The following is a 12,060-nucleotide window of genomic DNA, read 5'->3' as shown; positions in this document are numbered from 1 at the left end:
AACGTGTAAAACTTGACTATTCGAGGTGAATCTAATGAGTGAAGCAGCAAAAACGTTAGATGGTTGGTATTGTTTACACGATTTCCGTTCTATGGACTGGGCGGCATGGAAAACATTATCTAGTGACGAACGTCAGCAAGCAATGTTCGAATTTTTCAACATCGTTGAAAAATGGAACAAAACAGAAACTGCAAAACAAGGTAGCCATGCAATGTATACAATCGTTGGACAAAAGGCTGATATCATGTTCATGATTTTACGTCCAACAATGGAAGAATTAAATGAAATTGAAGCAGAATTCAATAAAACAACATTAGCAGAGTATATGCTTCCTACATACTCTTACGTATCTGTTGTGGAGTTAAGTAACTATCTTCCTGCTGAAGAAGATCCGTACCAAAATCCACAAATTCTTGCGCGTCTATACCCAACATTACCAAAAGCAAATCACGTTTGCTTCTATCCAATGGACAAGCGCCGCCAAGGTGATGATAACTGGTACATGTTACCGATGGAAGAGCGTAAAAAATTAATGTATAGCCACGGCAAAATCGGTCGTCAATATGCAGGAAAAGTACGTCAAATCATTACTGGCTCTGTAGGTTTTGATGATTATGAATGGGGCGTAACATTATTCGCTGATGATGTTCTTCAATTTAAGAAACTTGTATACGAAATGCGCTTTGATGAAGTAAGTGCACGTTACGGTGAGTTTGGAACATTTTTCATTGGAAACATTTTACCAAGCGAGAAGGTCGCAAAATTTTTACATGTATAAGCTAAAAAGGAACGATTTTTCGTTCCTTTTTTTATACCCTGCTAACACTCTCAGTTGAATCAACCCTCAATCAAACTAAAGATTATCCCTCATCACAAAACATGGCTTAGTTGTCATATCTGCTCCTTTTTTTTCATACCTATGAATTAGTGATTGTTCTACACTTTCTTTTCTCTAGCAGAGTAATAAGAGAGGTGAAAGAGATGGGTGTTATTGCCTATACAGATGAAGAATTAAGACTACTCGCAAGGTTAATGCGGGCAGAAGCAGAAGGAGAAGGGCCTAAAGGAATGCTTTTGGTTGGAAATGTCGGCGTCAATCGCGTAAGAGGGAATTGCTTAGACTTTAAAAAGATTCGAAACCTTCGTCAAATGGTATTTCAAAGTCCTGGTGGGTTTGAGGCGACGCAAAAAGGTTACTTTTATCAGCGTGCTCGTGAAAGTGATGTCGCTTTGGCAAGACGCACAGTTCAAGGTGAACGCTTTTGGCCTGCTAATTTTTCTTTATGGTTTTTCCGACCACCAGGTGATTGTCCGCCAACTTGGTTTAATCAAGAAAATTCTGGTCGTTTTAAAAACCATTGCTTTTTCCAACCAACTGGTGAAGCCTGTCCAGGTGTATATTAGTGAATTGAAAAGAGGAGGGATTTTGTATGGCACAGCAACAAAACCCATACTATGGGGGAGGATTTTATCAACCATCTGGTGGATATATGCAGCCGCAACCAGGGCAACCAGGGCAACCAGGACAACAAATGCAAATGCCACAAACGCCGCAACCTACTCAAGCGCAAATTGCCGCTTCTCAAGGCATGCTTCCACTTGAGCAATCGTATATTGAAAATATCCTTCGTTTAAACAAAGGAAAACCAGCGACTTTTTTCATGACATATGAGCGCGGCAGCACACTTGGTACACAATCCTATACAGGCATCATTGAGGCTGCAGGACGCGATCATATCATTGTAAGTGAACCTAAGTCCGGAAAACGTTATTTACTACTTATGATCTATCTTGACTATGTAGAATTTCCTGGAGAAATCACCTACTTCCCAGGACAACAACCAGCAACTTACCCTCCAAGATGATAAGAAAAAGCTGGCAAATGCCAGCTTTTGTTTTATTTTTATCCCGCCCAAACAGCTGGTAAGAGGTTAGATAAGGAAGTAAGTACAAACCATCTGTAAGGGCCCGATTGGTTCAACTAACCTCTTGGGAAGAAAAACGTTTCCCAAGAAGAAGTTTCACTTTATAATCCTTTTACGACCGCAGTTCCTAATAAAACCCAGCCTACAATAAATGCTACGCCGCCAAGCGGAGTGATTGGACCAAAAAATTTCATACCAGTTGTACTTAATGCGTATAAGCTTCCGGAAAACATAATAATACCTGCCACCATACACCAGCCTGCTGCGCTTACAAGAGAAGATTGAATCTTGTCCATTAACAAAGCTACAACAAATAATCCACCTGCATGAAACATTTGATACGTAACACCTGTTTTCCACACATCTAACATTTTCGCAGAGATTTTCCCTTCAAGTCCATGCGCTCCAAATGCACCGAGTGCAACAGCTAGTGCAGCTGCAATACAACCTAATAAGAAGAAAATTTTCATTGGAATTCCCCTTTTTATTTTTATAATAAAAAATTTTTTACACATAATCCAACTATTTAACTCTTAAAAATCAAAAAGAGAGTTTCCATTTGCATCGTCTTCTTTTATATATACAGGCTCTCCTGAAAACGAAGCAATTGGCTGAACCGGCATTTGCGGCGCTATAACATGTGTTTGTATTTTCGGCTCAACATACGCAGGAACTTCCGTCTGTTCTTCAAGCAATAAATCGCATAATGCACGAACAACTAGAAGATGTTCTTTCGTTTTATGTGATTCGCTTCCTTTCGCTTTTGCAATTTCGCTTGCCATTTTATTCAAAATCTTATCGCTAGATATTTGCATTCTTTATCACCTCATGTATTGTAATTCTTTCTCAAATTGCTCCAATTTCTCTACTGGACCAAATACTATTATCATATCACGTTCTGCCAACTTTTCCGCCCCTGTTGGGTTATGAATAATATGACCATCTCGCAAAATCGCTAAAATCGTAACATCAAAACGATTTCTTACATTTCCTTCTATTAATGTTTTCCCAATTAAGGATGACCCTGCAGCCATTTCAATTTCTTCAATAGCAAAATTCTGCTCTGTTCCATATAACACTGTATCTATATAATTAACCGTTAAAGGATTTGTAATGCCTTTTGCAATATGAATTCCCGCCATACTGGATGGATTAATAACTTTATTCGCGCCAGCGCGTCTTAGCTTCTCTTCCGATTCTTGTTTTTCTGCCCGAGCTATGATTTTAATATTCGCATTTAGGCCCCTTGCAGTTAATGTAATAAACACATTTTCTGCATCACTGGCAACGATTGCCACTAAACCAATTGCCCTCGTAATACCAGCTTTATGTAACACCCCATCTTCTGTTGCATCGCCGTGTACATATAAAAGCTTTTGCTCTACTAATACAGACTCTTCTCTATCAACAACAATAAACGGAATGTTTTTTTCTCGTAATTCTTGCACAACTTGCAAACCAACCCTGCCGCACCCGCACACAATAATATGATCTTTTATTTCTGCAATTTGTTTCTCCATCTTCTTCCTCCGCATCGCTTGAAATAAATTTCCCTCGACAATCATAGCTGCTACTACCCCAATTGCATACGTCACAATACCGACACCAAGTGGAATAATTAAAAGGGCAAAAATCTTTCCTGCTTTCGTTAATGGGACGGCATCTCCATATCCAACTGTTAATACAGTAATCATTGTCATCCAAAATGCTTGAAACATACTAATCTCTTCTATTATCATAAACCCGATTGTTCCAACAATTACAACGAAACACATACATATAATTGCAATAATCAATTGTTTACGTGCACTCATGATATTCTTTCATCTCTTTTCTCTATGTTCAATCTTTGCCACAACAAATCAAATACATATATACTAGAAACGGAATACAAGAAAGAGGTCGATAAGATGAAAACTTTTCTTTCTGCCTTGCAATGGGCATTATTTATTTTAGCCGGTAGTCTTATTGTTCCGATTAGCGTTGCTGCTAATTACGGACTTGAAGGGGCAGAGGCTATCGCTTTTGTACAACGAACATTATTTGTTCTTGGCTTTGCCGGCATATTACAAGCTGTATTTGGACATCGCTTGCCAATTCAAGAAGGGCCTGCTGGACTTTGGTGGGGTATATTTTCGTTATACGCAAGCCTCGGAATTACGTTATTCGGGTCAAGTGGTGAAACACTTCGTGTATTACAATATTCTTTTTTACTAAGCGGTCTCATTTGTATCCTTCTTAGTGTATTTGGACTTATCGATAAGCTCGTGCGCTATTTTACACCAACTGTCGTCGGAACATATTTATTTCTTCTCGTTGCCCAGCTAAGCGGCTCCTTTTTGAAAGGAATGTTTGGACTTGATGGACAGCATAAAGAAATACAAGGAAAAGTACTTCTTCTTTCTCTCATCGTTATTTTACTATCATTCTTTATTATGAAGCTACCTGTTCTGGGACAATATTCTGTTTTATGTAGTATCGTAATCGGCTGGATTCTATTTGCTTACTTCGGACTCTCTAATCCGATTACACCAGTAAATGATATCATCCATCTTCCTTCTATCTTTGTTTTCGGTATGCCCCGCGTAGAATGGAATATGGTCATTACGGTTGTTTTCGTAACACTACTACTGCTTACAAACATGTTAGCAAGTATTCGCGTTGTGCAACAAGTCGTTTCAAAACATGAAGAAACCCCAATACAAAATCGATTTAAACAAGCAGGGGTTATTACTGGCATCAACCAGCTTCTGGGGGGCCTTTTTTCAGCAATTGGGCCTGTTGCTATTTCTGGATCAGCTGGTTTTATTTCAACAACAAATATTTATAAACGATTACCGTTTATTCTAGGTTCAACCTTTATTATTCTCATTAGCCTATTTCCGAAAGTTACATCTTTCTTTGCAGCGATTCCAGTAGCTGTTGGTTATGCAGCTATTTATCCTGTATTTGCAAGTATGATTGGGCTAGCTTTTCGAGAATATGAAACTGTGAAAGATAAAGAACGCTTATTCAAAGTTTCCGGTCTTGCTCTCTTTACCGGGATTGGTGTCATGTTCATCCCATCAGAATCCTTTTCTTCACTTCCACCGTTTCTTGCATCCTTTTTAAGCAACGGCCTTGTACTCGGTTCTGTAATGGCAATTATACTAGAAGTATTATTTTCTCGTTCAACAGACAAACAAGCATCGTAAAGTGAAACTTCCCTCAGTGTGGGGTTCTTCCTCCCCCACTGAGGGTTAGTTGAGCCAATCGACACAAAATGTAAACCAAATTGGCAAACTTCAAGCATTGCAGTCTATTTTAAGTATTGTTACGATAATAGAGACATATACGAGCAGACAAGATTCTTCTGCTCGTATATGAATGCGCACGGAATCGATTCCATTAACAAAGAAGTTCGATGTCTTATAACTTATGTTAAATCCATATAGGAAGGACCATTCAAATGTCTTATAAAATGATTGTACTAGATTTAGATGATACATTACTTCGCGATGACCATACCATTTCACCGCGTACAAAAGAAGCGCTGATGAAAGCACAAGAGTGCGGCGTGAAAGTCGTACTAGCTTCTGGCCGCCCAACATTTGCGATGTGGGCGATTGCAAAAGAACTTCGTTTAGAAGAATACGGAAGTTTTATTTTATCGTTTAACGGCGCAAAAATTATTAACTGCAAAACAAATGAGGAATTATTTAGCAGTACGTTATCACCTGAAACCGTTCATAATTTATATAAAACAAGCCAGCATGAGGATGTTTGGATTCATACGTATATCGGCGATGACATTGTAACAGAAGAAAATAATCAATATACAGAAGTTGAAGCTCATATTACGGGTATGCCAATTATTGAAATTGATAGTTTTGTAGATACAGTGAAAGAACCTGTTGTGAAAGTATTAATGATGGAAGCACCAGAACGCCTTGTAGAGGTTGAAAAAAAATTACAACAAGAATTTGAAGGACAATTAAGTGTTATGCGCTCAAAGCCATTCTTCTTAGAATTTACAGAGGCTGGCGTAACAAAGGGCACAAGCTTAAACCAACTCATCCAAAAACTTGGTATTCAACGTGAAGAAGTTATCGCAATGGGCGATAGCTACAATGACCTAGCAATGATTGAATTTGCTGGCCTTGGCGTTGCAATGGGCAATGCACCTGATGACATTAAAGCCATTGCTAATCATGTAACAGACACAAACATGAATGACGGTGTTGCAAAAGTCGTAGAACAATTTGTATTAAACAGCGAAGTGCTTGTATAGAATAACTTGCTCGCTGAAGATTAGTTAAACCAATCGTCTATAAAATCCCGCTGAAGTCAAATATTTCAGCGGGATTTATCTTTTATTTTTAGCAGCTTGTGAAGATATTTTGAACTTTGCACTATTCTTGTAGTGTAAAGTTTATTTTCGATTATAATGGAATAAAATAGGCTATTTTATTCACAAAAAGAATACAAATTTATCATAGACAGGCTTATAAGGAGGTCATTTTATGTTATCAACACCGATTGGACGTTTAAGAGTTATTGGAGTACTTGAAGGAATTTCTTTTCTCATCCTTCTATTCATCGCAATGCCGCTGAAATATTTTGCAGGTTTTGCAAAAGCCGTTACTGTAGCAGGTATGGCACATGGTGTCTTGTTTATACTATTCATCTACGCTGTCTTTCAAGTAACCACTATTCATCATAAATCAAAGTCATGGGCATTTGGTGCGCTTGTTGCATCTGTTATTCCATTTGGTACGTTCGTACTAGATGCGAAATTAAAAAAAGAAGAAAATAAATAAAAACAGACCGCTACATATGTAGTGGTCTGTTTTTTAAATGTATAAATCTCTAAATGAAAGAACTCTTATTTAGAGGTTCGGAATTTGCCAATCAATCTCCTGTTCTCCTTGTTTTACTAACAAGTTGTTTATTTTTGAAAATGGTTTGCTGCCAAAGAACCCTCGGCGTGCTGATAATGGGCTTGGATGAACAGATTCAATAATATGATGGTTTGGATTCGTAATGAGCTTTTTCTTTGCCTGAGCAGGTCGTCCCCATAACACAAAGATAACTGGTTTCTCACGTTCATTTAACAATTCAATAATGCGATCTGTGAAAACTTCCCACCCTTTTCCTTTATGGGAATTGGCTTCTCCTTGACGTACAGTTAATACAGTATTTAGTAAAAGCACACCTTGCTCTGCCCATTTTACTAAATAGCCGTTATTCGGGATTGGATAGCCAAGGTCATCCAGTAATTCTTTATACATGTTTTGCAGTGACGGCGGCGTACGTACGCCAGGTTGCACCGAAAAACTTAAACCGTGCGCTTGATCTGGCCCATGATATGGATCTTGTCCTAAAATAAGTACCTTCGTATCTTGATAGCTTGTATAATGCAAAGCATTAAAAATATCCTCCTGCTTTGGATATACAACATGTGTATGATATTCTTCTTTTAAAAATAATTGTAATTGTTGATAGTATGGTTTCTCAAATTCAGGTGCGAGCAACGGTGCCCAATCATTCTTTAGTATTTGTTCCATTTTTTCACTTCCTATTGTATTAATTGACCATATCTTGTTTTGTAAATACTGCAAAAGCAATAATGAGCGATACAACTGCCCAAATTGTTAGATTAAGTAATGAAAAGCTCATCGATAATCCTTGCAGTGCTGGTAACTGTCCTGATAAGTAATCCGTTAACGATAAATTGACACTAAAAATATATTTTGCACCTTCCCAAGACGTTGCAAAATTATTTAAGATACCTCCCGCAATTAATGCTGCCAGCATAACTCCCATGCCAGCCGGTGTATTGCGAATCAGTACGGAAACCATAAATGAGATTGTGCCGACGACAACCGCAACAAACCAAGCAAGCCCGTAAGCCATAATAATATATTGCCACTGCGGAATAAGATGAACAAAGTTTGTGTTTAACGTATCCTTTTCAGTAACAAACCCTGTCAGCACCGGTAAACTCCATCCCGAATAACCAAATACAATTCCTGATATTACATAAGAAATAACACCAACAAGTAATAAAATGAGCGAAATAAACAGCACCATCGTCACGTATTTACTTAAAAGAATTTTCCAGCGCCGAATTGGCCGAGTAAGGAGCATTTTCATCGTTCCATCGCTCCGTTCTCCCGATACGATATCAATTGCTACAATCATGACGAGAAGCGGAATAAATAACGTAATTCCTTGTTCAATAAATAAACGTACAAAAGTCGGTGCTCCTGGAGCAATTGGATTAATATTATGATCTAAATAATATTGTTGCTGTTCTATCCTTACTTTTAGCCAGTCTTTCCATTCTTCCGGTAGACGCGAGCTATTTAAACGATTTTGCGAATCAACAATTTGCTGCTGCAACGATACTTTCCAATCACTTGTACCAAGACGTTTTATAGTCGTCTGCACTTCCCGATACTGCGCATACACAAAAATTGGAATTAATATCGCCAAAATGAGCATGACTACTAAGATGCGCTTCTTTCGATATATTTTCTCCGCCTCATTATAGACGAGGTTCGCAAATTCACGCATGTTGCTCCCCCTTTGTCAGTTCCATAAATAAATCTTCTAATGTAAATACAATTTCTTTTACACTATGAACGTCTACATCGTGCTCTACTAATTTCTTATTGCAAAAACTTACACGCTCTTGATTCATCCGGCATAATAATCGCCCTTCTTCTATTACAAGTTCTGTCACTTCACCAGATTCTTCAAGCACTGTCTTTGCTTTTTCAAGCGGTGTAACAATCCACTCCATACGGCCACTCGCTTGCTTCACTAATTCTTCAACCCTTGCTACCGTAATCACTTTCCCCTTATTAATAATCGCAACCCGGTCACAAATCATTTGCACTTCACTTAACAAATGGCTGGAGATGAATACGCTCATGTTTTCCTCTTTCACAAGTGTATGCACAAATTCACGAAGTTCTCGAATACCAGCCGGATCGAGCCCATTCGTCGGTTCATCTAATATAAGGAGTTTCGGATTCCCAAGAAGAGCTTGTGCAATCCCAAGACGTTGCTTCATTCCAAGTGAATATGTTTTCACCTTATCGTGAATGCGTTCATGAAGATGTACCATTTTTGCAATTTCTATAATACGCTCATCAGAAATCCCGCCCAGCATGCGAGCAAATTGCTTTAAATTCTCAAAGCCAGTCAAATATGTATACAATTCAGGGTTTTCAACGATACTCCCAATTTGCCTCATCGCCCCGCGAAAATCTTCTTTTATATCATAATCACCGATTGAAATTGTTCCCTCTGTTGCTTGAATAAGACCGACAAGCATACGAATCGTTGTTGTTTTCCCCGCTCCGTTTGGCCCCAAAAAACCAAATACTTCTCCTTGTTGTATATCAAACGATACATTTTCAACAAGCGTTTTTTTCTTAATTACTTTTTTTAAATTTCGTGCAGATAGTACCGTCGTCATTTCTCTTCACCCCCAGTAAGCTTTAATTTACTCACAACATTTTGTAATAACCGATCCGCTATGAATGTATAGCCTGTTTCATTCGGGTGAAAGTGATCAGAATATAATAAATCCTTACCACGATTTTGGAACATATCAAATGTCGGGACAACATATACGTTTGGATAATCGAGTGCAATTTTTTCTAATGACGCATTCCAATCAATAACAATTGGAGACGAGCCTTTTAGCTCTTCTACATCTTCAAATGGATTATACAAACCAATCCAGAAAATTGGGCTGTTTGGATTTAATTGCCGCAGCTTGGATAAAATTTGCTTCGCATTATTTTGAAATGTTACTGTATCAGGGCGATACGTCGTTAAATCAAGATTCCCAAGCGATTCCCACCCTGGAAATAAGTCATTTCCTCCAATTGTCAAAACAAGCACATCAGCTTTCTTGATTGCATACTCGGCGCCGCTGCTTTCCATTTGTTTCAGTAAATCAGGCATTTTTGCACCGCTCACCGCTAAATTTGTAAGCGCTACCTTTTGTTTGTATTTCGTTTGCAATTCATTCTTCATACGTCCAATATATCCAATGCCTTCTTTATCTCCAACACCGCGCGTTAAAGAATCACCTAAACTAACAATTTGTAACGTTCCTTTTTGTTGTTTCCCTTTTGCTTCTTTTGGCACAGCGGGAGTTAACTTAGAGACTTTCGGATTTAGAACATCATTTACACCGGCAATAAAGCCGTAAGCAAATAAACAAAAAGATGCCAGTGTAACAAATAAAATAGCTTTCACAAATTTCGATCTCATCCTAAAACCCCTTTATCCCCTTATAGATTGACCATATTATACCAAATGGAAATTCGAAAAGCGATTTTCATCAGCCTATGAAAAAAGCACAATCATTTTAATCCAGATTGTGCTTTTCACTTTATTCCTTATGTTGTAAGTCTTTCCGTTAATTTCGCAAATAACTCAATTCTTTTTACTTCTTTTTCTCTACTCGTAATTTGGTCATGCAAAATTGTAAACGCACCTGCACCAACCTCCACACTCGAATGAGCAATTGTTGTAATATCTAGTATCTCTGCAACTTGCTGATCATCACAACCAATAATCGTGATATCATCTGGAATAGAAAGGCCGCTTTTTTGGGCGGCTGTTACAATACCAGATGCAATATGATTACAAGATACAAGAAGAGCGGTTGGACGCTCTTTCATATGAAGCAGTGATTGAACAACACGTTTCCCGTCCTCTATTGTAAAACAATCTACAAACTCCCACTCCTCTTTCGGCATAACATGGATAGATGATAAAGCGTCCAAGTACGCTTGCTTTCGATTTTGACTGTTGAAACTATTACTTCGTCCAACGCAGTATCCAATTCGTTTATGTCCCTTTTCTATTAAATACTCCATTCCTAATGCAAACGTTTTGTAGTGATCAATATGAATACTAGAAATTGTATTTGATATCGTATCTTCACACGTCACAATTGGACCAAACTTTGCGTACTTCTCGATCTCCTGACAATCATTGATTTTCGAACATATTATGACTCCATCTAACTTTTTCATCTTTAACATATTCAAAATTTCTATTTCTTTATCAGCACTATAACCTGTTTGACAAAGCATCATATTGTAATTATGTTTTGCGGCCTCTCTTGAAATGCCTTCTATAATTGCACTGTAATATTGATTGTTTACAAACGGAAGGAGAACACCAATAACATTCGTTTTCCCTCTTACTAAATGGATGGCATTCGAATTTTGCGTATAATTTAACTTTTCGATAATTGCTAATATCTCTTTTCGTTTTTGCTCATTTACATACGGATGATTATTTAAAACGCGTGAAACGGTAGAAATTGAGACACCTGCCATTTCTGCGATTTTTTTTATATTTGGCATAATAAAATCCTCCTTCCCATCATTCATATTATCGCATACAAAAAAATTTTAGAAATGTACCCCTTGACCTGGTAAGCTTTTCACATTATATCCTTTGCTAGCAAGCTTATTAAGAAAGGATTTGTGTTTCATTATGAAAATTAAGCTAGAGTATATCTTTTTTATAGGTGGATTACTGCTACTCTCTCTCGGTATAAATATGATGACAACGATTACTTCATTTGGTCTTAGTCCGTATGATTCGCTTTTCATTGCTTTATATCAAAATTTTGGTTTAAGCATCGGATCTTGGATGTTTATTATCAATCTTATCTTTACCCTTATCGTACTGTATATGAACCGAAAGCGCATTACAATTGGTACAATCGTAACGATGGTGCTAATCTCCGTTTTTGTTGATATGATTGGCTCCGTTGCATTTATAATGGATGGCATTCGAGCTCTTCCAAATTATATAACACTTATATGCGGAAATGTATCTGTCGGCGCAGGTATCGGTATTTATGTTTCATCACAGCTTGGCACTGCGCCGCAAGAAGCATTTGTTTTAACAATCTCTGAAAAAACAAAGTGGTCCTTTCAGAAAACAGAAATTTCTCTAGCTTGTCTATTTTTAGCTGGTAGTTTCATGCTACATGGGCCTATTTATTTTGGTACCATTATTCTATCTTTTACAACAGGCTGGCTCATTCAAACATTTATTCAAATTGGTACAAAAATCTTACAAAGTAGTCGTACGCAAGAAGCCCATTGAA

Annotated in this window: 15 protein-coding genes; 7 read left to right on the top strand and 8 right to left on the bottom strand. The window is 37.7% G+C overall.

The genetic code is table 11. From position 1 onward, the window contains the following. The first annotated feature begins 34 nt into the window (after nt 1–34). From hemQ to gerQ, 3 genes are all read left to right on the top strand, one after another. Nucleotides 35–778, top strand: a complete 744-nt coding sequence (gene hemQ, locus ACTDJC_RS05505; protein ID WP_098310081.1) for a hydrogen peroxide-dependent heme synthase — start codon at nt 35–37, stop codon at nt 776–778. Between the two features lie 203 nt (nt 779–981). Beyond that, on the top strand, nt 982–1,404 hold the full coding sequence (locus ACTDJC_RS05500; RefSeq protein ID WP_253631002.1) for a cell wall hydrolase: 423 nt from the start codon (nt 982–984) through the stop codon (nt 1,402–1,404). Nucleotides 1,405–1,430: 26 nt separating this feature from the next. Next, nucleotides 1,431–1,865, top strand: a complete 435-nt coding sequence (gerQ, locus tag ACTDJC_RS05495) for a spore coat protein GerQ (RefSeq protein WP_098310083.1) — start codon at nt 1,431–1,433, stop codon at nt 1,863–1,865. A 161-nt stretch (nt 1,866–2,026) separates the two neighbouring features. Here the strand turns inward: gerQ and ACTDJC_RS05490 are convergent, their stop codons facing one another. From ACTDJC_RS05490 to ACTDJC_RS05480, 3 genes are all read right to left on the bottom strand, one after another. Continuing rightward, on the bottom strand, nt 2,027–2,395 hold the full coding sequence (locus ACTDJC_RS05490) for a DUF423 domain-containing protein (RefSeq protein ID WP_098310084.1): 369 nt from the start codon (nt 2,393–2,395) through the stop codon (nt 2,027–2,029). 63 nt (nt 2,396–2,458) lie between these two features. After that, entirely contained in the window at nt 2,459–2,740 is a 282-nt protein-coding gene (locus tag ACTDJC_RS05485; RefSeq protein ID WP_098310085.1) for a YwdI family protein, read from the bottom strand. 6 nt (nt 2,741–2,746) lie between these two features. After that, entirely contained in the window at nt 2,747–3,739 is a 993-nt protein-coding gene (locus tag ACTDJC_RS05480) for a potassium channel family protein (protein WP_440602820.1), read from the bottom strand. Nucleotides 3,740–3,835: 96 nt separating this feature from the next. Here ACTDJC_RS05480 and ACTDJC_RS05475 point away from each other — a divergent pair, with 96 nt between their 5' ends. The 3 genes from ACTDJC_RS05475 to ACTDJC_RS05465 all read left to right on the top strand — a co-directional run bounded on the left by ACTDJC_RS05475 (nt 3,836) and on the right by ACTDJC_RS05465 (nt 6,724). Next, entirely contained in the window at nt 3,836–5,119 is a 1,284-nt protein-coding gene (locus tag ACTDJC_RS05475) for a purine/pyrimidine permease (protein WP_440602819.1), read from the top strand. A 254-nt stretch (nt 5,120–5,373) separates the two neighbouring features. Further along, on the top strand, nt 5,374–6,195 hold the full coding sequence (locus ACTDJC_RS05470) for a Cof-type HAD-IIB family hydrolase (protein WP_440602818.1): 822 nt from the start codon (nt 5,374–5,376) through the stop codon (nt 6,193–6,195). 232 nt (nt 6,196–6,427) lie between these two features. Beyond that, nucleotides 6,428–6,724, top strand: coding sequence for a DUF3817 domain-containing protein (locus ACTDJC_RS05465; protein ID WP_098310089.1), 297 nt, complete (start codon nt 6,428–6,430; stop codon nt 6,722–6,724). A 69-nt stretch (nt 6,725–6,793) separates the two neighbouring features. On the opposite strand, the gene ACTDJC_RS05460 is transcribed toward ACTDJC_RS05465, so the two are convergent. The 5 genes from ACTDJC_RS05460 to ACTDJC_RS05440 all read right to left on the bottom strand — a co-directional run bounded on the left by ACTDJC_RS05460 (nt 6,794) and on the right by ACTDJC_RS05440 (nt 11,305). After that, nucleotides 6,794–7,471 carry a uracil-DNA glycosylase gene (locus tag ACTDJC_RS05460; protein WP_440602817.1) on the bottom strand — a complete coding sequence of 226 codons (678 nt, stop codon included), beginning with the start codon at nt 7,469–7,471 and terminating at the stop codon, nt 6,794–6,796. Between the two features lie 19 nt (nt 7,472–7,490). Then, nucleotides 7,491–8,483: an ABC transporter permease gene (locus ACTDJC_RS05455; RefSeq protein ID WP_440602816.1), complete on the bottom strand. Its 993-nt coding sequence runs from the start codon at nt 8,481–8,483 to the stop codon at nt 7,491–7,493. Then, entirely contained in the window at nt 8,476–9,393 is a 918-nt protein-coding gene (locus tag ACTDJC_RS05450; RefSeq protein WP_440602815.1) for an ABC transporter ATP-binding protein, read from the bottom strand. Before ACTDJC_RS05450 ends, ACTDJC_RS05455 begins: the two co-directional genes overlap by 8 nt. Then, on the bottom strand, nt 9,390–10,199 hold the full coding sequence (locus ACTDJC_RS05445; protein WP_440602814.1) for an SGNH/GDSL hydrolase family protein: 810 nt from the start codon (nt 10,197–10,199) through the stop codon (nt 9,390–9,392). The genes ACTDJC_RS05450 and ACTDJC_RS05445 overlap by 4 nt, the downstream gene beginning before the upstream one ends. A 128-nt stretch (nt 10,200–10,327) precedes the next feature. Continuing rightward, a complete protein-coding gene (locus ACTDJC_RS05440) occupies nt 10,328–11,305 on the bottom strand; it encodes a LacI family DNA-binding transcriptional regulator (RefSeq protein WP_440602813.1) in 978 nt (325 codons plus the stop codon). A 133-nt stretch (nt 11,306–11,438) separates the two neighbouring features. Here ACTDJC_RS05440 and ACTDJC_RS05435 point away from each other — a divergent pair, with 133 nt between their 5' ends. Further along, nucleotides 11,439–12,059: a YczE/YyaS/YitT family protein gene (locus ACTDJC_RS05435; RefSeq protein ID WP_301287744.1), complete on the top strand. Its 621-nt coding sequence runs from the start codon at nt 11,439–11,441 to the stop codon at nt 12,057–12,059. The last annotated feature ends 1 nt before the right edge of the window (nt 12,060 follow it).

It is taken from the genome of Bacillus sp. GB_SG_008 (assembly GCF_052038115.1).
Classification (GTDB): domain Bacteria; phylum Bacillota; class Bacilli; order Bacillales; family Bacillaceae_G; genus Bacillus_A; species Bacillus_A rhizoplanae.
This window is presented reverse-complemented; position numbering and strand designations above follow the sequence as displayed.